Annotated in this window: 29 protein-coding genes; 18 read left to right on the top strand and 11 right to left on the bottom strand. The window is 62.1% G+C overall.

What is annotated here, in order from left to right; translation table 11 throughout:
• Positions 1-15: 15 nt before the first annotated feature.
• Positions 16-351: a hypothetical protein gene (locus OZ911_RS08290; RefSeq protein WP_232861628.1), complete on the bottom strand. Its 336-nt coding sequence runs from the start codon at positions 349-351 to the stop codon at positions 16-18.
• Between OZ911_RS08290 and OZ911_RS08285 the strand changes: the two genes are divergently transcribed.
• Both OZ911_RS08285 and OZ911_RS08280 read left to right on the top strand, forming a co-directional pair.
• Positions 350-2,242, top strand: coding sequence for a DNA cytosine methyltransferase (locus tag OZ911_RS08285; protein WP_268968591.1), 1,893 nt, complete (start codon positions 350-352; stop codon positions 2,240-2,242). The genes OZ911_RS08290 and OZ911_RS08285 overlap by 2 nt on opposite strands.
• Before the next feature lie 21 nt (positions 2,243-2,263).
• The gene (locus OZ911_RS08280) at positions 2,264-3,160 is read left to right on the top strand and encodes a hypothetical protein (RefSeq protein ID WP_070086582.1); all 897 of its coding nucleotides are present in this window, start codon (positions 2,264-2,266) and stop codon (positions 3,158-3,160) included.
• Between the two features lie 40 nt (positions 3,161-3,200).
• On the opposite strand, the gene OZ911_RS08275 is transcribed toward OZ911_RS08280, so the two are convergent.
• Complete coding sequence (locus OZ911_RS08275; protein WP_023047616.1) at positions 3,201-3,503, bottom strand: hypothetical protein; 303 nt, start codon at positions 3,501-3,503, stop codon at positions 3,201-3,203.
• 172 nt (positions 3,504-3,675) lie between these two features.
• Here OZ911_RS08275 and OZ911_RS08270 point away from each other — a divergent pair, with 172 nt between their 5' ends.
• From OZ911_RS08270 to OZ911_RS08245, 6 genes are all read left to right on the top strand, one after another.
• Positions 3,676-3,864, top strand: a complete 189-nt coding sequence (locus tag OZ911_RS08270) for a hypothetical protein (protein WP_070086581.1) — start codon at positions 3,676-3,678, stop codon at positions 3,862-3,864.
• Positions 3,861-4,127, top strand: a complete 267-nt coding sequence (locus OZ911_RS08265; protein ID WP_070086580.1) for a hypothetical protein — start codon at positions 3,861-3,863, stop codon at positions 4,125-4,127. Before OZ911_RS08270 ends, OZ911_RS08265 begins: the two co-directional genes overlap by 4 nt.
• The gene (locus tag OZ911_RS08260) at positions 4,124-4,498 is read left to right on the top strand and encodes a hypothetical protein (protein WP_070086579.1); all 375 of its coding nucleotides are present in this window, start codon (positions 4,124-4,126) and stop codon (positions 4,496-4,498) included. The genes OZ911_RS08265 and OZ911_RS08260 overlap by 4 nt, the downstream gene beginning before the upstream one ends.
• Entirely contained in the window at positions 4,495-4,890 is a 396-nt protein-coding gene (locus OZ911_RS08255) for a phage protein NinX family protein (RefSeq protein ID WP_070086578.1), read from the top strand. Before OZ911_RS08260 ends, OZ911_RS08255 begins: the two co-directional genes overlap by 4 nt.
• 46 nt (positions 4,891-4,936) lie before the next feature.
• Positions 4,937-5,419 carry a class I SAM-dependent methyltransferase gene (locus tag OZ911_RS08250; RefSeq protein ID WP_070086577.1) on the top strand — a complete coding sequence of 161 codons (483 nt, stop codon included), beginning with the start codon at positions 4,937-4,939 and terminating at the stop codon, positions 5,417-5,419.
• A 110-nt stretch (positions 5,420-5,529) separates the two neighbouring features.
• Positions 5,530-5,808, top strand: coding sequence for a pyocin activator PrtN family protein (locus OZ911_RS08245; protein WP_016485670.1), 279 nt, complete (start codon positions 5,530-5,532; stop codon positions 5,806-5,808).
• Here the strand turns inward: OZ911_RS08245 and OZ911_RS08240 are convergent.
• On the bottom strand, positions 5,792-6,919 hold the full coding sequence (locus OZ911_RS08240; RefSeq protein ID WP_070086576.1) for a site-specific integrase: 1,128 nt from the start codon (positions 6,917-6,919) through the stop codon (positions 5,792-5,794). The genes OZ911_RS08245 and OZ911_RS08240 overlap by 17 nt on opposite strands.
• A 99-nt stretch (positions 6,920-7,018) precedes the next feature.
• Between OZ911_RS08240 and dusA the strand changes: the two genes are divergently transcribed.
• The 3 genes from dusA to OZ911_RS08225 all read left to right on the top strand — a co-directional run bounded on the left by dusA (position 7,019) and on the right by OZ911_RS08225 (position 11,223).
• Positions 7,019-8,029 (top strand): tRNA dihydrouridine(20/20a) synthase DusA, encoded by a 1,011-nt coding sequence (dusA, locus tag OZ911_RS08235; RefSeq protein WP_024717335.1) that lies wholly within the window; start codon positions 7,019-7,021, stop codon positions 8,027-8,029.
• Positions 8,030-8,238: 209 nt separating this feature from the next.
• Entirely contained in the window at positions 8,239-9,165 is a 927-nt protein-coding gene (gene tal / locus OZ911_RS08230) for a transaldolase (RefSeq protein WP_023048541.1), read from the top strand.
• A 207-nt stretch (positions 9,166-9,372) separates the two neighbouring features.
• Positions 9,373-11,223 carry an alkaline phosphatase D family protein gene (locus OZ911_RS08225; protein WP_070086575.1) on the top strand — a complete coding sequence of 617 codons (1,851 nt, stop codon included), beginning with the start codon at positions 9,373-9,375 and terminating at the stop codon, positions 11,221-11,223.
• A gap of 138 nt (positions 11,224-11,361) precedes the next feature.
• Here OZ911_RS08225 and rssC read toward each other — a convergent pair whose 3' ends face one another.
• The gene (gene rssC, locus OZ911_RS08220; protein WP_013971741.1) at positions 11,362-11,844 is read right to left on the bottom strand and encodes an anti-sigma factor antagonist RssC; all 483 of its coding nucleotides are present in this window, start codon (positions 11,842-11,844) and stop codon (positions 11,362-11,364) included.
• Positions 11,841-13,022: a two-component system response regulator RssB gene (gene rssB / locus OZ911_RS08215; RefSeq protein WP_024717336.1), complete on the bottom strand. Its 1,182-nt coding sequence runs from the start codon at positions 13,020-13,022 to the stop codon at positions 11,841-11,843. The genes rssC and rssB overlap by 4 nt, the downstream gene beginning before the upstream one ends.
• Before the next feature lie 270 nt (positions 13,023-13,292).
• Between rssB and OZ911_RS08210 the strand changes: the two genes are divergently transcribed.
• A complete protein-coding gene (locus tag OZ911_RS08210; protein ID WP_016485664.1) occupies positions 13,293-13,592 on the top strand; it encodes a PilZ domain-containing protein in 300 nt (99 codons plus the stop codon).
• A gap of 31 nt (positions 13,593-13,623) precedes the next feature.
• Here OZ911_RS08210 and OZ911_RS08205 read toward each other — a convergent pair whose 3' ends face one another.
• Entirely contained in the window at positions 13,624-14,331 is a 708-nt protein-coding gene (locus tag OZ911_RS08205) for an MlaA family lipoprotein (RefSeq protein WP_016485663.1), read from the bottom strand.
• Between the two features lie 201 nt (positions 14,332-14,532).
• On the opposite strand from OZ911_RS08205, the gene pcrP reads away from it, so the two are divergent.
• Both pcrP and OZ911_RS08195 read left to right on the top strand, forming a co-directional pair.
• Entirely contained in the window at positions 14,533-15,099 is a 567-nt protein-coding gene (pcrP, locus tag OZ911_RS08200; RefSeq protein ID WP_016485662.1) for an HAD superfamily inactivated hydrolase PcrP, read from the top strand.
• 122 nt (positions 15,100-15,221) lie between these two features.
• Positions 15,222-15,485 carry a DUF4404 family protein gene (locus OZ911_RS08195; protein WP_016485661.1) on the top strand — a complete coding sequence of 88 codons (264 nt, stop codon included), beginning with the start codon at positions 15,222-15,224 and terminating at the stop codon, positions 15,483-15,485.
• Between the two features lie 142 nt (positions 15,486-15,627).
• Here OZ911_RS08195 and queF read toward each other — a convergent pair whose 3' ends face one another.
• Entirely contained in the window at positions 15,628-16,458 is an 831-nt protein-coding gene (gene queF, locus OZ911_RS08190) for an NADPH-dependent 7-cyano-7-deazaguanine reductase QueF (protein WP_016485660.1), read from the bottom strand.
• A 68-nt stretch (positions 16,459-16,526) separates the two neighbouring features.
• Entirely contained in the window at positions 16,527-17,033 is a 507-nt protein-coding gene (locus OZ911_RS08185) for a cupredoxin domain-containing protein (protein ID WP_016485659.1), read from the bottom strand.
• A gap of 182 nt (positions 17,034-17,215) precedes the next feature.
• On the opposite strand from OZ911_RS08185, the gene cinR reads away from it, so the two are divergent.
• A complete protein-coding gene (cinR, locus tag OZ911_RS08180; protein ID WP_016485658.1) occupies positions 17,216-17,896 on the top strand; it encodes a two-component system response regulator CinR in 681 nt (226 codons plus the stop codon).
• Entirely contained in the window at positions 17,893-19,245 is a 1,353-nt protein-coding gene (locus tag OZ911_RS08175; RefSeq protein ID WP_016485657.1) for a heavy metal sensor histidine kinase, read from the top strand. Before cinR ends, OZ911_RS08175 begins: the two co-directional genes overlap by 4 nt.
• Before the next feature lie 121 nt (positions 19,246-19,366).
• Here OZ911_RS08175 and OZ911_RS08170 read toward each other — a convergent pair whose 3' ends face one another.
• The 3 genes from OZ911_RS08170 to OZ911_RS08160 form a co-directional block, all read right to left on the bottom strand.
• Positions 19,367-20,608: a lipoprotein-releasing ABC transporter permease subunit gene (locus OZ911_RS08170; RefSeq protein ID WP_024717337.1), complete on the bottom strand. Its 1,242-nt coding sequence runs from the start codon at positions 20,606-20,608 to the stop codon at positions 19,367-19,369.
• Between the two features lie 61 nt (positions 20,609-20,669).
• Positions 20,670-21,353 carry a lipoprotein-releasing ABC transporter ATP-binding protein LolD gene (gene lolD, locus OZ911_RS08165; RefSeq protein WP_172901731.1) on the bottom strand — a complete coding sequence of 228 codons (684 nt, stop codon included), beginning with the start codon at positions 21,351-21,353 and terminating at the stop codon, positions 20,670-20,672.
• 7 nt (positions 21,354-21,360) lie between these two features.
• A complete protein-coding gene (locus OZ911_RS08160; RefSeq protein ID WP_016485654.1) occupies positions 21,361-22,611 on the bottom strand; it encodes a lipoprotein-releasing ABC transporter permease subunit in 1,251 nt (416 codons plus the stop codon).
• Between the two features lie 93 nt (positions 22,612-22,704).
• On the opposite strand from OZ911_RS08160, the gene OZ911_RS08155 reads away from it, so the two are divergent.
• The gene (locus tag OZ911_RS08155; RefSeq protein ID WP_016485653.1) at positions 22,705-23,289 is read left to right on the top strand and encodes a PilZ domain-containing protein; all 585 of its coding nucleotides are present in this window, start codon (positions 22,705-22,707) and stop codon (positions 23,287-23,289) included.
• Between the two features lie 31 nt (positions 23,290-23,320).
• A complete protein-coding gene (locus tag OZ911_RS08150; RefSeq protein WP_016485652.1) occupies positions 23,321-24,037 on the top strand; it encodes a glycerophosphodiester phosphodiesterase in 717 nt (238 codons plus the stop codon).
• The last annotated feature ends 13 nt before the right edge of the window (positions 24,038-24,050 follow it).

Here is a 24,050-nt window from a genome sequence, read left to right as displayed (position 1 = left end):
CGCTACCCGCCCGCCTCAGTCGACTGAGCGGGCGTCAACACAAGTTGCAACGCATTCGACGATCGCCGTGAAGCTACCGGTGAAGCTGTGCCGCAGCTCTCGCGGCATGTCGTAGGAAAAGTGGATCAGCCAGGAACCGTCGCCCAATAGCACAGCCTCCCGACGATACTTAGCAACCTGATCCTCATCAATTCCGAGAACTGCTGCGACTTCCTGGTTTGTTGGCTCGCGGTCCATCGGGGATTCAACTCGCTGGTCTGGAATCACAAGCAATAGACCAAACGACATCAAATTGCCACTAATAAACGCCACCCCGGCGAGGGCGGCGCCTGCACGCAAGGACCACAACATGACCTGTATGACCTCCCTCGCCCTGCCCTTCGAAAAGGAGCTGGTCGTCGATCTCTTCGCCGGCGGAGGCGGCGCCAGCAGCGGAATCGCTGAGGCGTACCGCGAACCGGATGTGGCGGTGAACCACAACCCGATCGCCCTGGCTGTGCACCGCGCCAACCACCAGCAGACCGAGCACTACGTTGCAGACGTGTTCGAAGTCGATCCGATCCTGGCAACGAAGGGGCAGCCGGTCGGCATCTTGTGGGCTTCGCCCGACTGCCGGCACCACAGCAAGGCCAAGGGCGGGAAACCCCGTGACCGCAAGATTCGCGGCCTCGCATGGGTGATCATTCGCTGGGCATACCAGACTCGTCCGCGACTGATCTTCCTTGAAAACGTGGAAGAGTTCGCCGACTGGGGGCCGCTCGACGATGAGGGCAAGCCGGTCAAAGCCGAAAAGGGCCGGACATTCCAAGCGTTCGTGAACGTCCTGGGCAAGGGGATTCCAGAGGATCACCCAGACCTGCCTGAGATCTTGGCCGAAATCGGCGACCACGTACCCAAGGAAGCACTGGTGCGAGGCCTTCGCTACAACTTCGAGCACCAGGTGCGCGTCGCGGCCGATCAGGGCGCGCCAACGATCCGCAAGCGCCTTTACGGCATCGCGCGGCGCGATGGCAAGCCCATCGTCTGGCCGGCACCGACACACCACAAGAACCCGGGCAAGGGTCAGAAAGCCTGGCGATCCGCCGCCGAATGCATCGACTGGGAACTGCAGGGCCGCACGATCTTCCGGGACGACGCTCTGGTCGAAAACACAATGAACCGTATCGCCAAAGGCCTGTGGCGGCACACCCTGGCCTGCAACGACCCGTTCATAGTCCCGCTGCGCGGAACCTCGAAGTCGCACACCAGCACGCACAGCGTCGGTGAGCCAGCCTCGACCATCAGCGGTGGCGGTACCCATCACGCCCTGGTTCAGCCGACGATGGCGATGGCGGGATGCCTTACTGAGCATGCGAATGGGTCGACCCAGCGCACTTTCGACACTCTTGAGCCACTGCGAACCCAAGTTGCTCAAGTCAAGGGAGGCCACTTTGCGTTGGTCGGCGCGCATCTGACACACCTGACGCACCATGGCGATCGATCAGGCTACCCTGCCACGGACCCTGCCATGACGGTGACAGGCGCCAATCGCGGCGAGCAGGCACTGGTTTCGGCCTCCCTGGTAACGTTACGCAAAGGCTGCGTGGGTGCTGCCGCAAACGGCCCTCTCAGCTGCATCACGCAAAACAGCGGTCACCACGCTGTTGCATCCGCCCACTTGGAGCAGGCCAACGGCGGCTTCTACAAGGGCGACGGCCGTGCAGCGGACGATCCGTTCTCGACCGTCCTGGGCAAAGGCTCAAATCAGCGTCTGGTCACTGCCTACATGGTGAAGTACTACGGTGCCGAGAAGGACGGGATCTCACTTCGTGAGCCGGTCCACACGATCCCGTCGAAGGATCGCATGGCTGTGGTCGAAGTCGTCCAGTTGCACAGCCACACGCTGACAGATGAGCAACTGGCCGGTGCCCGCAAGTGCGCGGCGTTCCTCCGAAAATACCTGCCGCAGCACTTCACCGAGCACGCCGATATCGTCATGGTCGGTGACTACGTGCTGATCGACATTACCCTGCGCATGCTGCAACCGCACGAGCTGAAACGCGCCCAAGGCTTCCGACCGGACTACATCATCGACCGAGGCCTGTTCCTCGATGAAGTGACCGGCCAGCTGCACTGGAAAGCCATCAGCAAGACTGACCAGGTGAAGCTGCTGGGCAACAGTGTCTGCAAGGACGAAGCCCGGGCCCTTGTCGCGGCGAACGCATCCGACCTCATCGAACTCTACCAGCGCCTGGCGGCCTGACGTTGCCAGCAGGAGACACCCATGCCCACAGAAAACCGATCCAGCACCATCGAGCAGCATGACCATATCGAGGGGATCATCGATATGGTAAGCGTGCCGCGCGAGTGGCTTAACAGCGTCGCCCTTCTGCAGATGCCGCTCGACGAACTTCAGGAACAAGCCATCCAGCATCTTTGCGAGCCCTGCAATGAGCCAGCCCCGCAGCCCCACCCCGAGCCTATAGCCTGGATGGTTGGTACTGCCTTCTGGTGGACCAATGAAGAGGCAGAGCGGGATGTGGCAGCGACTGGGCTGCCGATTGTGGGCCTGGGACCGATGTCCGGCTTAGCGCCTGCCGAGCAGAACCAGGGCCAGCCCTATGGCTGGGCTCACGACGACGGCAAGGAGTTCACCACTCATGCCGATTATGCGAGCGACTTGCAGAGAGAGGGCATTCAGATGATACCCCTCTACACCCGCGCCGATTCTGGGGAGGTTGAGCGGCTGCGCGAAGCACTGAAGCTGGAGCAGGAAGCCACCACAAAGTGGCAAGAAACGGCCGTAACCTTGGGCGCCCAGCTGGCCGAACAGGGTGACGCTTCGCGCAATGCCTTGGAAGTCCTGCGTCGAATCATCGAATCGAAGTCGGCTGGGGTTCAGTACGCTGCCGCTGTGGCGGCTTGCCACCAACTCAACGCCGCCCTATCCGCCAGCGCAGAGCCGAGCGTGCCAGGCAAACAAGGTGCGCCACTTGGAGCAGTGCGGGCGCCTGAGATCCAAGACTTGCTGGATCGAGCAGCCACCGCCATTGGGCAATACGGCGATTCATTGCTCGGCCGCGGCCAACGTGAAGATAGCGTCGACCTCCTTGATCTAGAGCGCGAGGTCCGAGACCTGGAGCAACAATTCAAAGGCGCCTTCGCTCAGCCCAGCACGTAGAGCACATTTGTACTCCACCCAGCTGTAACCCCTCGCCCCTCTATTTCGAGCAGGCCGCGTGCTTGTCCGTTGCAGCCAGGCCCTCGGTGGCGATTCGGCGAGCACGCCCCACGCCCCACGCTAATGCCCTGGTCATCGACTCGCCTGGACGAGAGTCGAACGCCTCTTCGTGGAGGGGAGCTCCACCCGCCGCATAAACGCCGAGGAACATCTGCGTGTTGCCCGTGCGCGACAGTCGCACTTGGACATCTATGAACGTTCCATCGTCGAGTGTTTCGTCATGAGTCCTATGGTGAAGCGTCGGGTCAGCCCAAGACCAAAAAACATCACCGCGAATTCTCATGCCGTCCTCCTTCGACTTCAGTTGTATGCATCAACCCACCATAGCCAAACCGAAGCGGTTCGCAACCCCACCTGCCTGTTTCGTGATCTGAATCAGACTATTGGCCATCACCAATGCTCCTAACCCCTCTCCCCTCTATTCACTGCCGCGATATGGCGGCCAAGGATCTGCCGTGGGCAAAACAATCATCCTGACCGGCAAGGCAGTCGTGAACTTCCGCAAGGTCATGAAAAACGTACCTGACGATGAGGTGCAGGACCTGGTGAGCATGAACGACACCCGGGAAGACCAGATCACCGAAGACGACCTACTCGACATCGAGTGGATTCATGACGACGTGACGATCAAGGTGAAGGAATGACCCGCCTCGTCCTCTGTCTCCTGCTGCTGGCCACTGGCGCCAGCGCAGATCCGTTGCCCCATGGAGTGCGCGTATTCCATGACGATGAGCGCGGCGCTACCTGTTGGCTCTACGGCTTCAGCTCGCCAGGCGGCATCAGCTGCATTCCCGACAGCCAGCTGCAGGCCGGCAACCAGCGCCAGCTCTCCCCGCACGAAACACAACCCGAACCTACACCCGCACTGGCGCCTGGGCGCTGGATTGATGAGAGGTATCAGCTGTGAGCGAAGATTTCGAGAAAGCCAAGGCCTGGCGCCAAGGGCTGAAGGCCGGAGCCGGCGTGGTGATCACTGAGAAAGGTATTGGTCGACGCAAGAGCATCACTACGGTTGAACGCGTTACAGCTACCCAGATCATCGTCAGTGACCGTGGGCGCCGATTCAACAAGCAATACGGGCGAGAGATCGGAGCTAGCTACGGACCGACCATCACCCCGATCACTGGCAAGGATAGCGCGGAAATTCGCGCTGATAAGAACCGCTCAGATTTCAATACTCTTACCTACAGAACTGAAAGGCTGACTGACGAAGAAATTGCCGTGATGCTTGATGCGGTTAGCGCTCTTCGCGCAAGCAATAAGCAGGTGACTCCATGACCGACCTGATCGAAGTGACTACGGCGGAGCTGGTCGGTGAGGCGCTGGGATGGGCTGTCGGCAAGGCCGAAGGGCTGGATGTGTACCTGGAACCTCCCGGGTACAACGGCGTGCCATGGCGGGTGTTCGCCCGGTACCGGGGCCAGGCCATCGAGCACACCAAGCGCTATAACCCATGGGAGGACTGGTCCCTGGCCGGCGCCCTGCAAGACAAGTACGTGCGCTTGCTAGAGCGTAGCGCGGACGGCGAGAGTGTTGCCATCACGTGGCGGCCTGGCTCGTGCCGTGAGGGTGAAGGCTGGGGGGATACGACGCCAGTAGCGGTGGGCCGGTCCATCGTCGAACTCATCCGCGGCGATACCGTCCAGGTGCCGAAGGAGCTGATGCCATGATCCTGCCCCTGATGTACATGGCCTACCTGATATACAGGGGGCCGCGATGAGTGCTGCAGCTAAAGTGCTCGACCCTTGCAGCGCCAGCCGCATGATGTGGTTCGACAAAGAAGACCAGCGCGCCCTGTTCGGTGACATCCGCGACGAAGAGCACCTGCTCTGCGACGGCCGGGTGCTGAAGGTTGAGCCCGATGTGCTGATGGACTTCCGTAGCCTGCCCTTCGAGGCCTCAACCTTCCGCCTGGTCGTGTTCGATCCGCCGCACCTAACCCGGGCCGGCGTCGATAGCTGGATGCGCGCCAAGTACGGACTGCTGACCAGCGACTGGCGGGAGGACATCCGCCAGGGCTTCGCCGAGTGCTTCCGCGTACTGAAGCCCGAGGGAATCCTGATCTTCAAGTGGAACGAAACCCAGGTGCTGGTCAGCGAGCTGTTGGCCCTCACCGATGAGAAGCCCCTGTTCGGCCACAAGTCCGGCAAGCGCGAAAAGACGCACTGGATCACCTTCATGAAACGCCCGGCAGCCTAACCCCTCCCCCTACAACGCAAGCTCGCAGACATGCGCGGGCGAGGCACGTGTCGAGCCTGCGCCAGCAGCCTGACCACCAACCTGCCGCCACCGGCGGCGTGGAGAACAACATGAATACCGCCTTCCTGCTGATGGCCCAGTACAACGGCCAGGCCATCATCCCAATCGACCTGGTCTGCAAGGACTACTTCGATATCACCCCAACCAAGCTCAAGGCCAAGGTGGCCCGGGGCGAAATCAACTTGCCGCTGGTGTGGATGGAGCCCAGCCAGAAAGGCGCACGCGGTGTGCACCTGACGGACCTGGCCGCCTACATCGACAACCAGCGCGAGAAGGCTAAAGCCGAGCAGGACAAGCTCATGGGTCGCGGCCTCAGGCGTGTCTCTTGACCCTCTTTTGGGCCTCGATAACGGGGCCCGTTACAACCTCTTCCAGCATCTCCCACCCCTCATAGGGGTCTCCCTTCCCCCGCAGGTGCGTATAGCGCCGCATCGAGTTCCAATCCCGGTGGCCCGACACGCTGGCCACGCGCGGAATATCCCACCCTTTTTCGAACAGACGGCTTACGCCATCGTGGCGCAGGTCGTGGAAGTGAAGGTCTTCAATCTGAAGGAAATGACAGGCCCTGGTGAAGGACGCCGATATCGACCTGGAGTTGTACGGAAACACCTCGTCGGCAACCTTTGGCATGGACTGCAAAATGCGCCATGCCTCGTCGGGCATGTGGCACCACACGTCGTTGCCGTACTTCTGGCCCGGGTTCTTCATGTCGGTGATCAGCGCCGATTGCTCCTGGTCATCGAGCGCAGCCCAGCGAATCCGGGTGATCTCTTCCTGGCGCCGGGTGGAGAACAGCGCGAAGACCACCACCCGCACCATGTCGATCTCTTGGCGCCTGGCATCGCGCACCTTCTGGAAGTACTTGATCAGCTTTTCGAGTTCATCCTTGGTCGGTCGGCGGTTGCGCTCAACGCTTTTGGTCACGGCGCCCAGCTTCTTTAATACGCGCCGGGCGTCAGGCATGGCCAGCGGATCAACCTCATAGCCCCAGGCCGGCCTGGCCACGGACAGTACGGCACCGAGGTGCGCCAGATCATTGCCGACCGTCTGTGGCTGGATGCCGTCCTTCTCGATCCGGTCCATGGCGTAGTCAACCAGCTTCTGGCTGGTCAGGTCTTGGTCTGCAACCTCGCCAAGCCAGCTTTCACCAATAGCCTTGAGGGTTGCACGCTTGGTCTTGCCCAGCGGCCGCAGCTTCTCGTACTCGGCCAGGTACTGGTCAATCATCTGCTTGACCGTCACGCCCTTCCGTTTGGCTTTCTCGATGGCGCCCGGCTCGTACAGTTCGGCCTCACGCTTCCTGATCCAGGCCTGCGCCGTCGCCTTCCGGTCGAACGTCTGGCTTTCCTGATAAACTGCCTTACCTTCCTTCATGATTCGGATCTGGGCCGTAAAGCCCGAAGACCCGTCCTTGCGCTTGCGCTGCGTGATGGTTCCCATGATTTGCTACACGGCTGATTGGAGTTGCTACATTGTAGCAACAGCGGTAGTAAAACCAGCAAGAACCGGAACAAAGTAGCAAAAAACAGAGATAGAGAAATGCCCCAGAAACAAGCAGAAAACCCCGGAAACTCAGGCAATACGGTAGTTAGGAGGTTTTCTGTTGCGCCGATGATGGACTGGACAGACCGCCACTGCCGCTTCTTCCTGCGCCTGCTCTCCAAGCAAACCCTGCTCTACACCGAAATGGTCACCACCGGTGCCCTGCTGCACAACGACGCCCACCGTTTCCTGCGCCACGATGCCTCCGAGCACCCGCTGGCCCTGCAACTGGGCGGTAGCGTGCCCGCCGATTTGGCCGCCTGCGCACGCCTGGCCGAGGACGCGGGCTACGACGAGGTCAACCTCAATGTCGGCTGCCCGAGCGACCGGGTGCAGAACAACATGATCGGTGCCTGCCTGATGGCTCACCCGGCATTGGTGGCCGATTGCGTGAAAGCCATGCGTGATGCGGTGTCGACACCGGTGACGGTCAAGCACCGCATCGGCATCAATGGCCGCGACAGCTATGCCGAACTCTGCGACTTCGTCGGCCAGGTGCGCGAAGCCGGCTGCCGGAGTTTTACCGTGCATGCGCGCATCGCGATTCTGGAAGGACTGTCGCCGAAGGAGAACCGCGAGGTTCCGCCCCTGCGCTATGAAGTAGCAGCGCAGTTGAAGGCAGACTTCCCGGACCTGGAGATCGTGCTCAACGGCGGGATCAAGACCCTGGAAGAATGCCAGGCACACCTTGAAACCTTCGATGGCGTAATGCTCGGGCGTGAGGCGTATCACAACCCTTACCTGCTGGCCGAGGTGGACCAGCGGCTGTTTGGCAGCGATGCGCCGGTGGTCAGCCGTAGCGAAGTGCTGGCGCAATTGCGGCCCTATATTGTGGCGCACATGGAAAGTGGCGGCGCGATGCACCACGTTACCCGGCATATTCTGGGGCTGGCCCAAGGGTTCAAGGGGGCGCGGCGCTTCCGTCAGTTGCTGTCGGCAGACATTCACAAGGCGGCGCAGCCGCTGGCAGTGTTTGACCAGGCGGTGGAGTTGCTGCAAGGACGGTGATACTACCCGTGCACGCGACACGGCCGTTGTAGGAGCGCCCTGTCGCGACACAAGGCCGCTCAGACGAGTATGTGGAACCTCAAGGCAGCCGGGCACTCGAATCTTCACCTTACGTACGGCCCTTCGTGGGCAAGCCCGCTTCTACAGGCCCTTGAGCGGCTGTCGGGGCTCGGGTAATGTCGAGTAAATGCACAGGACAGAGCACGCCCATGACTTCCAAGCTGGAACAACTGAAGCAGTTCACCACCGTGGTCGCCGACACCGGGGACCTGGATGCCATCACCCGCCTGAAGCCGGTCGATGCCACCACCAACCCGTCGCTGCTGCTCAAGGCTGCCGCCATCCCGGGCTACGCCGACCTGCTCAAGCAGGTGAAGGCCGATGCCAAGGGCGATGTCGACCTGGCCTGCGACAAGTTCGCGGTGGCCGTGGGCTCGGGCATTCTCAAGGTCATTCCCGGGCGTATCTCGACCGAGGTGGATGCACGCCTGTCGTTCGATGAACCGGCGCTGCTGAACAAAGCCCGCCAGCTGATCGGCCTGTATGACGCAGCCGGGGTCTCCAAAGACCGCGTGCTGATCAAGCTGGCCTCCACTTGGGAAGGCATCCGCGCTGCCGAGCAGCTGGAGAAGGAAGGCATCCAGACCAACCTCACCCTGCTGTTCTCCTTCGCCCAAGCCCAGGCCTGTGCCGATGCCGGGGTGTTCCTGATTTCGCCGTTCGTGGGTCGTATCTACGACTGGTACAAAAAGAGCACCGGCACGGATTACGTGGGCGCCGAGGACCCTGGCGTGCAATCGGTGACGCGCATCTACAACTACTACAAGGCCAATGGTTACAACACCGTGGTGATGGGCGCCAGCTTCCGCAACCTCGGCCAGATCGAACAACTGGCCGGCTGCGACCGCCTGACCATCAGCCCCGAACTGCTGCAGCAACTGAGCGACGATCAGGGTGAACTGCCACGCGTGCTCAAGCCGGGCAATGCCGGTGAGGCCAAGCAGCAGTTGAGTGAAAGCCAGTTCCGCTGGGCGATGAACGAAGATGCCATGGGCACCGAAAAGCTGGCCGAAGGTATCCGCCAGTTTGCCCGGGACCAGGAGAAGCTGGAGAAGTTGATGGCTGAAAAAGCCTGATACATATCCGGTTTGCCTGATGGGCGGGAAGTGTTCAGCATTTTCCGCCCGTTTTTGTTTTGCCAAGCTTTAGTTGTGAATTGAATTCCAGGGCCTCTTCGCGGGTAAACCCGCTCCCACACGCATACCCGCAGGCCTGAAATTGGCGCTGTACTTGTGGGAGCGGGTTTACCCGCGAAGGGGCCCGATAAGCCACCCGAGCTGTCGATGACCTCCTCTACCCCCTTGCCCCTCGTACTCGCCGGCCCGGTACTGCGCCGCCTGGAACCCCAGCGCCTGGCCATCTGGCTGGTCGCTACCCAACCGCTGCAACCCGAATTCATCCTCCCGGCAAGCGAGGCCACGGTGGATTGCCAGGTCGTCCCGGTCGGCCAGCACGCCTTCATCCACCTGCTGGATATCCACTTCGACAATGCCCTACCCCGCAACCAGCAGCTCGACTATGACCTGCTGATCAATGGCCAGGGCATCGCTGGATGGGGGCCGCATCTGCTCTACCCCGGCACCCAGCGCCCAAGCCTGGTGCTGCGCGATCGGCTCGACCACTTGCTGCACGGCTCCTGCCGCAAGCCCCACCACCCCGCCATCGATGGCCTGCTGTGCGCCGACCGCTTGCTGCAAGCCTGCAAGCAACCCGAAGATCGCCCGGCCGTGCTACTGATGACCGGCGACCAGGTGTACGCCGACGATGTTGCCGGCCCGATGCTGCGTGCTATCCATTGCCTGATCGAGCGCCTGGGCCTGTTCGACGAGCAACTGGATGGCGCAGTGGTGCCTGATAGCCAGGCGCTGTACCAGCACCCGGCCAGCTACTACCACCGCGCCGACCTGTTGCCGGCGCAGGAAACGAACGACACCCTGCGCGAGCGCTTTTTCGGCGGCAAGCGCAAGCCGATCTTTTCGTCCAGCAATGCCGACAACCACCTGGTGACGTTCGCCGAAGTCATGGCCATGTACCTGCTGGTCTGGTCACCCGTGCCTTGGCAGTGGGTGGACATGGCCATGCCCGACGGGCTCAGCGACCAGCGCCAGGCGCGTTACCGGCAGGAGCTGCCGCTGATTCAGGCGTTTGCCGAGAACCTCGGCCAGGTGGCGCGGGTGATGGCCCACCTGCCCTGTCTGATGATCTTCGACGACCACGACATCACCGATGACTGGAACCTCTCGGCACAATGGGAAGAAACCGCCTACGGCCACCCGTTTTCACGGCGGATCATCGGCAATGCCCTGCTCGGCTACCTGCTGTGCCAAGCCTGGGGCAACGATCCGGACGGCTGCAAGCCACTGGTCAGGCAATGCCAGGCGTCGAACAGCCAAACCCGCGATGAACTGATCGGCGATCTACTGCGCTTTCAGGGCTGGCAATTCAGCTTGCCAACAAACCCACCCTTGCTGGTGCTGGACACCCGCACCCGGCGCTGGCGCAGCGAAAGCAACCTGGCCAAGCCATCCGGCCTGCTCGACTGGGAAGCGCTTAGCGAATTGCAGCACGCGCTGCTCGACCACCCATCAGCGGTCATCGTCTCGCCTGCGCCGATTTTTGGCGTGAAGCTGATCGAGACCGTGCAGAAGGTGTTCAGCTGGCTGGGGTATCCGCTTTTGGTGGATGCCGAAAACTGGATGGCCCACCGCGGTGCGGCGCAGGTCATCCTCAACATCTTCCGCCACTCGCGTACGCCGGGCCACTACGTGGTGCTGTCCGGGGATGTGCACTACTCGTTTGTCTATGAAGTAATGATCCGCCACCGCCAGCGCAGCCCGCATTTGTGGCAGGTGACCAGCAGCGGAATCAAGAACGAGTTCCCCCGGCGCCTACTCGACGTGCTCGACCGGCTCAACCGCTGGCTGTATGCGCCACGCTCGCCGCTGAACTGGTTTACCAAGCGTCGGGAGATGGAAGTAGTGCCACGTACGCCGAGCCACAGCAAGGCCGGGGAGCGGTTGTGGAACGGTGCGGGGTTGGGGCAGGTGTTCTTTGATGAACAGGGGCGGCCGATGCGGGTGTATCAGCTCGATGCGGGTGGGGGTGAGGCTACCGAGTTTACTGGCGGAAAATAGTCTGCTCGAGAAATTCTGCTGCCTGTGCCGGCCATTTCGCGGGCTTGCCCGCTCCCACAGGGGCGGTGTACCGCTTGAAAACTACGCAGCACCTGTGGGAGCGGGCAAGCCCGCGAATGGGCCGGCGCAGGTTAACGATCAGGTCCGCTCCAGCGCATTGACCAGGTCATGGAAGGCTTCGCGGTTGGAGTCGTTCAGGCCCATGAGGATCTTGTGCGCCTCCAGTACCTTGGAACGCACCACGTCTTCGTTCTGGTCCTGCGACGGCAGGTCGGTCAGGCACTCAGGGCAAGGAATCGGGCGATCGACAATGTTGAACACCTGATCGAAGCCCATCGACTGCAACAGCCGGGAAATGTCCGGGTTGGTGGTGACCACGGTCGGCAACAGGCCGACCTTCTGCCGCGACAGGATCGACAGCTTGGCCAGCAGGCCCAAGGTAGTGCTGTCGATACTCTCGGTTTCGGTGAGGTCGATGACAATCGCCGAGAAGTTCAACGCAGTGAAAATTTTCTCGATCGTCGCATCCAAGGCCGAACACAGGGTCAGGCGCACTTCACCGACGAACTTCAGTACGAAGGTGCCGCTCTGCTCGGCGAACTGGATTCTACCGGTACTCATTGAAGGTTCCTGCTTAACACCAATAGGGCGATATCATCCGGCATATCCCCAAGCGTAGCTAATCCGAATCGTTGACGCAGCCCATCCAGGCTGCCACCTGCTGCCCTGACGATCTCCGGCAAGGCGGCTTCTTTATCTTTGAGCGTATCACCCGGCAAAAGGTCCAGAATGCCATCGGACATCAGGCTAAGGCTGAACTGCGGTGGCAGCTCAACAACCAGATCCTGATAAGTGGCCTCGTCGAACAGCCCCACCGGCAGGCCCCGGCCTTCCAGGTAACGGGTGTGCGCCGGGGTATGCAGCACTGGCAGCGGCAAATGCCCACCCACGGCGTAGGTCAACAGACCAGACTCTTCGTCGATCACCCCGCCGACCATGGTGACGTGCTTGCCCAGCTTGCTGTTGATCAGGCCGCGGTTGATGTGACTGAGCACTTCGGACGGCTTGAACTCGCGCATTTTGCTGCGCTTGAGCTCAAACATGAGTCGCGTGGTCATGAATTTCAACAGGACGGTGACAAAGGCCGACGACGCGCCATGCCCGGAAACATCAGCGAGGTAGAATGCGATGCGCCGCTCGTCCACGCGGAAGTAATCGACAAAATCACCCGACAGGTACAACGACGGGATGATCTGGTGCTCGAACGCGAACTCGCCAGCTACCCAGGGGCTTTCCGGCAGCATGTTCATCTGCACCTGGCGACCGGCGGTCTGGTCCTCCTGCAACAGGTGCAGGCTGGCCTCCAGCTCGCGGTTGGCCGCTTCGAGCTTGTCGCGGTAGCGCTGGTTTTCCAGCACCAGACGCGAGCGGTCGAGGGCACGGCGCACCGAATGCTCAAGGACGGCCAGGTCTTCCAGCGGCTTGATCAGGTAGTCGGCGGCGCCCAGGCGCAACGCTTCCACCGCATCGCTCATGACGCCGGCACCAGACACCACGATCACCGGTAACTGCGGCGCACGCTCGCTGACCTGACGGATCAGTTCGAGGCCGCCCATCTGCGGCATGCGCAAATCGCAGATCACAAGGTCGGGCTGGTGTTCTTCGAAGACCTGAAGCCCCTGCTGGCCATTACCGGCCTGGAGGACGCTGAAGCCACTGTCTTCGAGATAGGCGGCGAGGCTCGCACGGACCACGTCGTCATCATCGATAATCAGCAGCGTTGCACTGGTTTTCTGCATGTGGGCGAACGGCGCCGATTTGGGTTGGTGCAGCGGTGTCGGCAAAGCAGACGGCCAGCTACGGGAATTCTTGGTGGTCACACTCTACTTGAGTTGTAGGACAAGAACACCTGCCCGGCAACTGTCAAAGGTACCTTGTAAGGCGCAGACGGTACTCCCATCCGGCAGGCGTTTCAAGCATGCAACGGTCGACCTCGCCGCTCTTTACAGGGCAAATCACCGGGAGTTATAAGAAAGTCGACTAGCGCACCCCAATGGGAAGGATGCAGCATGCCCCACACGCCCTCCAGCCATAGTGAAAAACGCGATTTCATCCGCATGCGCATCGACACTGCGGTGAGCCTGCTGCATGAAGGCCAGGTGATTTCCGCCGTGTGCCTGGACCTGTCCAGCAGCGGCATGCAGGTGCAGGCCCCGCAACGCTTCCAGGTGGGCGATCAGATTGAGGTGCGCATCGATTCCGACCACCCGGCGTTGAAAGGGCTGCACGCCAGCACTGAGGTGGTATGGATTGCCGACCAGCCGGGTGGGCAGCAGAAGTTCGGGTTGCGCGTGCTGGCCATGCATTGAACAGGGGCCGATTGCGGCCCCTGTTCACAGATCAGAAGTCGTCTTCGACTTCGCCATCCTTGACCTTGAACTCGCGGTTCTGCAGGTAGGCGTTACGAATGAAGATGTACTTGTCACCCTGAATCAGCTTCTCGGCGGACAGCAGGTCGGCACGCGTGTCGATCACGTCCAGGGCGAATATCGAGTTGCGCGTCGGCACATGGTCGATGTAGCGGTAAGGCTTGGTGTAGCTGTCGGGGTACTTGGCCACGCCATCACGCACCGTGCTTGGCCCCAGCAGCGGGATGACCACGTAAGGGCCGCTCGGCACACCCCAGTAACCCAAGGTCTGCCCGAAGTCCTCGTCATTGCGCTGCAGGCCCATCTTGGTGCCCACATCGAAGAAACCGCCCAGGCCGAAGGTGGTGTTGACGATCAGCCGCGCAGTGTCCACACCCGCCGCATGAGGCTTGAACTGCAGCACGTCGTTGGCCAGGTTGGTCACGTCGCCCAGGTTGCGGAAGATGTTGTGGATGCCATCTTCAAGGAACTGCGGCGTGACAGCCTGATAGCCCTTGGCCAACGGCTTGAGGGCATAGGTGTCGAGGGTATCGTTGAAGCGGAAGATCGGCCGGTTGACCGCTTCCCAGGGATCTTCCTCGGTGGCTGCCTGGGTGGCTGCCACGGGCGCCAGCAGCATGCTGGCGCAGACACAGGCCTGGGTGACTCGTTCGATCACACTGGCACCGATCCTACGCATAGATGTCTCTCCATCGAATTTCTCGGCCGCAAGCGCAACGGGTCGCGCTGCTGGTAAGGCGGCAGTATAGAGGCTTGCGGGCTGATAAACAGCTTTACACATGTTTGTTCAATATTTTGTGAACAACTGTTGCACAAGGGCCGATGTCACAGGGCGGTAACAATCAACGAATAGCCTGCGGACTATTTGGGGGAAGTTGCCATGGACGCTGCACCCGCCTTCACTGCTGTGCTGTTCGGCTTGCGCGGCTGCCTGGTGCAGGCGGCCAATGGTAGCGCCCCCTCGCCCGCCCCCGGCGCCCTGGCTACCCTCGCCAGCCTGCGCCAGCACCAGGTGCCGTGCATCTGGCTGGATGACCTCAGCGCCACCCAAAGCAAGCGCCTGGCACACGTACTGCCCGACTGGCTGCCGGGGCATTCGGTAAACGGCGTACGCTGGCCGGCGCCCAACGCCTGCTGGCAGGCGTTGATGACCCTGGAAAGCGAACGCCTGGACGGCTGCGTACTGGTCAGCGGCAACCCACAACTGCTGCAGTCCGGCCTTAACGCCGGCTTGTGGACAGTTGGCCTGGCCGCCTGCAGCCCATTCTGCGATCGCAGCTCTCGGCAATGGCAAGCCATGACCTCACAGCAACAGGACGCGGCCCGTGGCAAGGCGACGCTGGAACTGTTCGGCCTGGGGGTGCACTCGGTCATCGACCACCTGGAAGCGCTGGATACCTGCCTGCAGGACATCACCCAGCGCCGGCGCAAAGGTGAAAAACCTTGATACAGCACCCTTGATGCGGATCATGCAAAGCAGCTTCAGGTGGATTACGCTGAAGGCAGACCAGAACCTTTGCCGCTTCGCTAAGGTCCATGGTTTGCCAAGCCATTGATGGAGAACTACCCATGCCTGCCCGCGAATTGCAAAAGCGCCTGAACAGCCTGCGCGAGCAACTGGACCGCAACGTACCGCTTTCGGAAGACGAACTGGCTGCGCTGCACGAAGAAGCGCGCCAGATCGAGGCGCAACTGAAACTGGAGGAAGCCACGCCAGACAACAACCTGGTGGATGGCGTGAACCTGGCAATCGAACGCTTCGAGGCTGACCACCCAGACCTTACCGCCACCCTGCGCAGCATTGCCAACTCGCTGCACAGCATGGGTATCTGATACAGCAAGGGCCGCTTCGCGCCCCATTCGCGGGACAAGCCCGCTCCCACAGGCTATTCGCTGCACTTGAGGGCAGTGCGGCACCTGTGGGAGCGGGCTTGCCCCGCGAATGGGCCGAGAAACGGCCCCAGTCCGGTCAGAGTTACTGACGCACCAGACGCACATTCTTCGGGCTGATCGCCCCAGTGCTACGGTACGGGTTGATATCCAGCCCACCCCGGCGCACATACCGCGCATACACCGTCAGGTGCTCGGGCTGCAGCAGGTTCTTCAAGTCCAGATAAATGCGTTCTACGCACTGCTCATGGAAGTCGGCATGCTGGCGGAAGCTGATCAGATAGGTCAGCAGGCTGGCGTGGTCCAGCGCCCTGCCCTTGTACTCGACCACCACGCTGCCCCAGTCCGGCTGGCCGGTAACGGGGCAGTTGGACTTCAGCAGGTGGCTGTGCAAGGTTTCTTCTACCACTCGCTCCGGGGTGCAGCGCAGCAGCTCAGGCTGCGGCTGCTCGTAGTTGCTGATGGCAACGTCCAGCGCATCGATGCACAGCCCAGGCAAGGCCTCCACGCCTTGGCCCTCGACTTCAGCCAAGGTACGTACCTTCACCCCCACCGGCTTGCCGGCCGCGGCAGACAGGTCTTTCTCCAGGCAGGCCTGCAATTCGCCCAGCGAGGCAAACACCGTCTGGTTCAGCGAGTTGAGGTACAGCTTGAACGACTTGGACTCGATGATGTTCGGCGAATCGGCCGGGATGGCGAACTCGCCGATCGCCACCACCGGTTTGCCCGACGGCAGCAGCCAGCTCAATTCGAAGCAGTTCCAGTAATCCACGCCCTGCCAGGGCAAGGTCTGTGCAGTGACGCCCAGCTCAGCCCACTTGGCGGTACGCGGAATCGGGAAGAGCTGCTCCGGGGAGTAGGTGGCAATGTATTCGCTGGACTTGCCCAGCGGCGAGTGTTCGGCAGCAGGATGCATGGAAACTGACCTAGAGGTTCGAAATTGCCCCTAGTCTACCGGTTTTGCACCCTGCCTTGGAGCGCAAGTCACTCGATGGTCAACGCCCCGACCATGCCAGCCTGATAATGCCCCGGCACGTTGCAGGCGAACTCGATGGGCGCCGACTTGCGGAAGGTCCAGGTCAGCTCGGCGCGCTGGCCTGGCATGACCAGCACCGTGTTGCCGCCACCGTGGCCATGGCCGCCGCCGTGACCCATCATCTGGCCGTGGTCCATGCCTTCGTGGTTCATGGCCTCGGTGAACAGCTTGCCTTGCATGGCGACCATTTCCTTCTGGTGCTCGGCATGCATGGCCTTGTCACCCAGGTTGAATTCATGCGGCAGCTTACCCTCGTTGACCAGCACGAAGCGCACCGTCTCGCCGGCTTTTACCTGCAGGTTTCTGGGCTCGAAGGCGATGTCCTTGAGCACCACGTTGACCGTGCGGGTGGCTTTGTTCGCCGGGGCCGGCTCGCCAAAGGCGAAAGTTTGCGCCTCGCCGGCAAAGGTCGGCAGGCTGGCCAAGGCAAGGGCGGCGATGAACAGGCGTTTCATGATGACTCCGGAAATGTACAACAGGATGAGGCCACCTTAGTCACGGGCGACTGGCAGCTACCTGACAGGGAGATTACAACTTTGTCAGCTTGGGCGTGCCTGCGCTTCGTCACGTATCATTTCAGCCACTACATCGCCCGCTTCCACAGGGCAGGTACAAACTTTCAGATTATGGACAGTGCATGAAACTGCTGATCGTCGAAGACCAGGCCCGCACCGGCCAGTACCTCAGCCAGGGCTTGAGCGAGGCCGGCTTCGCCACTGAGCTGGCCACCGATGGCGAAACCGGCCAGTTCCTGGCCCTGACCGGCGACCACGACCTGCTGATCCTCGACGTAATGTTGCCTGGACGTGACGGCTGGCAGATCCTCCAGGCCGTGCGCCAGGCCGGCCTGGATACGCCAGTACTGTTCCTCACCGCCCGCGATGCCGTCGAGGACCGCGTGCATGGCCTGGAGCTGGGCGCCGACGACTATCTGGTCAAGCCGTTCGCCTTTTCCGAACTGCTGGCCCGGGTGCGCAGCCTGTTGCGCCGCGGTACCAGCCCCAGCCAGGACACCACCCTGAACCTGGCCGACCTGCGCCTGGACTTGATCCGCCGCCGCGCCGAGCGCGCCGGCCAGCGTATCGACCTGACCGCCAAGGAGTTCGCCCTGCTCGAACTGCTGCTGCGCCGCCAAGGCGAGGTATTGCCAAAATCGCTGATCGCCTCGCAGGTGTGGGACATGAATTTCGACAGCGACACCAACGTGATCGAAGTGGCGATCCGCCGCCTGCGCCTGAAAATCGACGACCCGCACCCCAACAAGCTGATCCACACCGTACGTGGCATGGGCTATGTGCTCGAAGAGCGCACGGAATGATGCGCAGGGTTTCCCTCGGCAGCCGTCTGGCCCTGTTGTTCGCCGCCTGCACCGCCGCCGTTTCGCTGGGCGCCGGCGTGTTGTTCAGCCGGGCCAGCGAGCAGCACTTCGTCGAACTCGACCAGCAACTGCTGGACTCGCGCCTGTCACTGTTCCGTACGCAACTGGCTGGCATCGCCACCCCAACCGAGCTGCAGGCACGCCTGCCCGCCCTGCGCGATGAGCTGAGCCACCAGGCCGATCTGGCCCTGCGCATCAGCGGCAGCGACGGCACCACCTGGTTCGAAAGCCGCACCGGGCTACCGCAGGCACCGCTGCCCGCCGGGCTGGCCACCCTGCATGCACAAGGCACCGACTACCGCAGCCTGGCTGTGCACCTGGCGCAGGGCGCCGTGCAGTCGCCACAACTGGCCCTGTACCTCGACATCACCCACCACCAGCATTTCCTGCAGGGCATGCAACGCCTGATCTGGCTGACTGTCGGCCTTTCAGCGCTGGCCACCGCGCTGCTCGGCGCCTGGGCGGTACGCAGCGGCCTGCGCCCGTTACGGCAGATGGGCCAGGTGGCCGCCAGCGTGTCGGCACGCTCGCTCACCACACGCCTGCCGGTGGCGCAAATGCCCGAAGAGCTGGCCGAACTGGCCACCAGCATGAACGCCATGCTGCAGCGCCTGGACGATGCCTTCCAGCGCCTGTCGGCATTTTCTGCCGACATAGCCCACGAGTTGCGCACGCCGCTGTCCAATCTGCTAACTCATACCCAGGTTACCCTCACCCGCCCACGCAGCCTTGAGGAGTACCGCGAAGCGCTGCATGGCAACCTGGAAGAACTGCAGTGGATGGCGCAAATGATCAACGACATGTTGTTCCTGGCCAAGGCCGATCACGGCTTGCTGGTACCGGGGCAAGCGCCGTTGGCGTTGCATGACGAGGTGGATGCGCTGCTGGAGTACTACGCGCCGCTGGCCGAAGACAACAATGTGCAGATGCTGCGCGAGGGGGAGGCCGTGTTGCACGGTGACCGGCATATGCTGCGCCGGGCGCTGTCCAACCTGCTGGATAACGCCATGCGCTTTACCCCGGCGGGCGGGCAGATAAGGGTGACGCTGGCGCCTGGGCCGAGAATCAGCGTGGCCAATACCGGGCCGGCCATCGAGCCAGCTGCTTTGCCGCGGTTGTTCGACCGCTTTTACCGTGTGGACCCGGCACGGCGCGAAGGCAGTAGCGAGCATGCTGGGTTGGGCTTGGCGATTACCCGGTCGATCGTGCAGGCCCATGGCGGGGGCATTCGGGCGGAATGTGAAGATGGGTGGACACGGTTCGTGATCGAGTTCAGCCAGGATCGGTGAAAATGGGGCCGCTTCGCGGCCCATCGCCGGCAAGCCGCCCCCCACGGGTACGCATCAAGCCGAGAGCCTGCGCGGTACCTGTGGGAGCTGGCTTGCCGGCGATAAGGCCCTGGCACCTACCTCAAACCGCCAGGCCAATCGCCGGCTGCACCTGCGACGCCCGATAAGCCGGGTAAATGGTCGCCAGGAAGCTCATCACCAACCCCGCCGTGCAGATCATCACCACATCGCCCCACTGCAATTGCGACGGCAAGCTGCTGACGAAGTACACATCCGAAGTAAAGATGTGTTGCCCGCTCACCCGCTCCAGCCAACCCACGATCTGGCTGACATTGAACGCCGCAATCACGCCCAGCACGCCGCCGATCAGCGTCCCGACAACACCAATCAGGCTGCCCTGGACCATGAACGTGCCCATGATCTGCGCGGGCGTGGCGCCCAAGGTCCGCAGAATGGCAATGTCCGGCCCCTTGTCGTTCACCACCATTACCAAGGTGGCAATGATATTGAAGGCCGCCACGGCGATGATCATCATCAACAGCAGGCCGATCATGGTCTTTTCCATCTTCATGGCGCTGAACAGGCTGCCCTGGGTGTGCGACCAGTCATCGGCGCGGTAGGCGTCACCCAGCCCGGCTGCTATCGCCTTGGACACCTGCGGGGCGGCATACAGGTCATGCAGCTTCAGGCGCACGCCCTGCACCTGGCCCGGTGCCCAACGTTGCATCTCGCCGGCATCGGCGACGTGGATGTAGGCTTGCGAACCATCCAGCTCGGCACCGACCTTGAAGATACCGACCACGGTCAGGCGCTGCATGCGCGGGGTAATGCCACCCGGCTCCTTGCTGATTTCCGGCACGATCAGGGTCAGCTTGTCGCCGGTGTTCAGGCGGAAGCGCCGTGCGGTCAATTCACCAATGACCACACCGAACTCACCCGGCTGCAGGTCCTGCAGGCGGCCCTGGACAATGTGCTGGCCAACGATCGAGACCTTGCCCTCTTCGGCCGGGTCGATACCGCCCACCTGGATCGGCTGCATCGCACCCTTGTACGAGAGCATGCCCTCCATTTCGGTAATCGGCGCAGCCGCCATCACCGCCGGGTTCTGCAAGGCTGCGTCGGCCACCTTGTGCCAGTCGTCCAGCGGCTGCACGCCGAGGATGGCGGCATGCGGTACCAGGCCGAGAATGCGCGAGCTCATTTCGCGCTGGAAGCCGTTCATCACCGACAGCACCACGATCATCGCCAGCACGCCCAGCGACAGGCCGATCATCGAGGTCATCGAGATGAACGAGATGAAGTGGTTGCGCCGCTTGGCTCGGGTGTAGCGCGCGCCGATGAAGATGGGCAAGGGTCTGAACATGTACGAAATCACCCAATGAAAACAGGAAAACGGGGCGGCACCTGCCACCCCGAGCAGTCGATCAGATCGCCACCAGGTGGCCGTCGTCGAGCTTCAATACACGGTCCATCTGCCGCGCCAGGTTGAGGTCATGGGTCACCACCAGGAACGCCGTGCGCGACGAACTGGACAGCTCCTGCATCAGTTCCTGGATGCCTTGTGCGGTATGGTGGTCGAGGTTGCCGGTAGGCTCATCGAGCATCACCAGGCCGGGGCGGTTGACGAGTGCCCGGGCAATCGCCACCCGCTGGCGCTCACCGCCAGACAATTCGGCCGGCTTGTGGTTCAGGCGGTGGCCCAGGCCCACCCGCTTGAGCAGCGCCTCGGCACGTTCCCGGGCCTCAGGGATGGGCGTGCGGCCGATCAGCAGCGGCATGCACACGTTCTCGATGGCGGTGAATTCCGGCAACAGGTGGTGGAACTGGTAGACAAAGCCCAGCTCACGGTTGCGCAGCAGGCCACGGGCACGTTCACCCAGGGCCGACAGCTCTTCGCCAGCCAGCCATACGCTGCCTTGTGTGGGCCGATCAAGGCCGCCCAACAGGTTGAGCAAGGTACTCTTGCCCGAACCGGAGCTACCGACAATGGCCACCCGCTCCCCGGCATGCAGCTCAAGGTTGAGCCCGGATAGCACCTTCACCGATTCCGGGCCTTCGTCGTAAGACTTGCCCAGGTTGCGGCAACTCAGAACGGCTTTATCACTCATGCGCGACTCACTCATAACGTAGCGCCTCTGCAGGCTGGGTGCGGGCCGCACGCCAGGCCGGGTACAGGGTGGCGAAGAAACTCAGGACCAGCGCCGCACCACAGACCATGTACACGTCCTGGGACTGGATCTGCGACGGCAGGTAATCGATGAAGTACACGTCGGCGTTCAGGAACTTGTGCCCGATCAGCTTCTCGATGCCGGCGATCGCCGCACTCACGTTCAGCGCAGCAACGATCCCGACCACGGCGCCGATCAGGGTACCGATCACCCCGATCACCGTGCCCTGGACCATGAAGATGAGCATGATCTGGCCGGGCGTGGCGCCCAGCGTGCGCAAGATGGCAATGTCGCCGCGCTTGTCGTTGACCACCATCACCAGGGTAGAAATGATGTTGAACGCCGCCACCGCCACGATCAGCAGCAACAGCAGGCCGATCATGGCCTTTTCCATGCGGATGGCCTGGTACAGGTTGCCGTGGGTGCGGGTCCAGTCACGGCTGTAGAACTCCTGGTCGCCCAGCTGCTGTGCGATGCTCCAGGCCACGCGCGGCGCCTGGAACAGGTCGTCGAACTTCAGGCGCAGGCCCTGCACCTGGTCGGGCTTCCAGCGGTGCAGGCGGGAAAGGTCGCTGATGTTGGTCAGCCCCAGGTAACCGTCGATCTCGCCTGCGCCGACGTGAAAGGTGCCAACCACGGTGAAGCGTTTCATGCGCGGGAACATGCCGGCCGGCGTCACGCTGACCTCGGGGGCGACGAAGGTGAGTTTGTCGCCAATGCCCACCCCCAGCTTGGCCGCAGCCTTGTCGCCGATCATGATGCCCCACTCACCCGGCGCCAGCTGGTCGAGGCGGCCTTGCAGGACAAAGTTGTCGATGATCGACACCTCGCGCTCGCGGGCCGGGTCGATGCCGTTGAGCAGCACCTTCTGCACCTTGCCGTCATGGGTCAGCAGCCCCTGCATCTGGGTGAACGGCGCAACCGCCACCACCTGCGGATTCTGCTTTACTTGTTGGGCAAGGGCCGGCCAGTCGGCAATGGGCTGGCCGCTCTCCAGCGTGGCATGCGGGATCATGCCCAGCACGCGGGTGCGCATCTCGTGGTCGAAGCCGTTCATCACCGACAGCACCACGATCATCACCACCACGCCCAGGGCGAGGCCGATCATCGAGGTCAGGGAAATGAACGAGACGAAGTGGTTACGGCGTTTGGCACGGGTATAACGCGTGCCTATGAATGCGAAAAGAGGTCTGAACATGTCGGGGCTTGTTCGGATGAAAGGGAACGTCCTTGTGGCGAGGCGCCTACGGCGGCTTTACACTCGGACCACCGCCGCTACCTTGGGTTCGCCATGACGACATTAGACGAAGAAGATCGCCGCGAATACTACCGCATCGAAGACCGGATCGCACTTCAAATCAGCCCCCTCAGTGCGGCCGAAGCCCTTGAGCCAGATGTATTGCAAGATGATTCTCCGCTGTTCAACCTGCTGAGCGAGCTGCACCTGTCCGACTTCGAGTCGCAGCACCTGCTGCGTCAGTTGAGCGACAAGGACCGCACACTCGCGGCCTTCCTGCGGGCGCAGAACAAACGCCTCGACCTGCTCAGTGCAGTCGTCGCCCAGACCCTGCTCGGCGAAGTAGGCCAGCCGGTGCCGGTCGTGCTTTCCGAAGGCGGTATCGAATTCGCCCAGGCCACGCAGGTTGCCCCTGGCACCCGGGTGAAAGTGAAGATGGTGCTGATGCCCCGCGCCCACGGTTTGCTGCTGCGCGGCAAGGTCACCCATTGCGACCCGCGCCCCGCGGGCGGCTTCGAAGTCGGTACCGAATTCATCGACATGACCGACGCCCAGCGTCAACTGCTGGCTCGCTATATCCTGCAGCGCCAGCAACAACAGCGGCGCCAGCAGCTGGAACAGAACGATCCCGCCCCATGACCCTGTTTTTCTCTGATTTGAAGGAACGAACGTGACCCTGATCTACGGCCATCGCGGCGCCAAGGGCGAAGCACCCGAGAACACACTGCACAGCTTCCGCCAGTGCCTGTCCCACGGCGTCACCCGCTGCGAACTGGACCTGCACCTGTCGGCCGACAACGAGCTGATGGTGATCCACGACCCCACCCTCAAGCGCACCACTGGCCGACGCGGCAAGGTGGTCGACCACCCGGCCGCCGACTTGATGAAGATCGATGCGCGCAAAGGCGGCCCGGGCCACGTGCAGCCCTGCCCTATACCGAAACTGGAAGAGCTGTTCGAAAAATGCCCGTTCGAGCACTGGCAGCTTGAGGTAAAAAGCGCCTCGCGCACCCGTGCTGCCACCACCGTGTTGGCAATTCGCGAATTGGCCCAGCAGCATGGCCTGCTGGACAAGGTCACCATCACCTCCAGCTCACGCGAAGTGCTGGGCGCCGCCCTGGAGCTGGTGCCAGACGTGAAACGCGGGCTGGTCGCCGAGTACGCCTGGCTCGACCCGTTGAAGGTGGCGCAGAACTACGGCTGTGAACTGCTGGCATTGAACTGGACACTGTGCACCCCCGAGCGCCTGCTTAAAGCGCAGGGCCAGGGTTTGCACGTATCGGTGTGGACGGTCAACGAGCCGGCACTGATGCGCCGGCTCGCGGACTTTGGCGTGGACAGCCTGATTACAGACTTTCCCGGTTTGGCCAAGACCACCCTCGGGTAGGGTTGAAATCGGT

This window comes from Pseudomonas fortuita, assembly GCF_026898135.2.
Taxonomy (GTDB): Bacteria; Pseudomonadota; Gammaproteobacteria; order Pseudomonadales; family Pseudomonadaceae; genus Aquipseudomonas; species Aquipseudomonas fortuita.
Note: the sequence above shows the minus strand (reverse complement) of the source record. Positions and strands in the feature narration are given on the sequence as shown.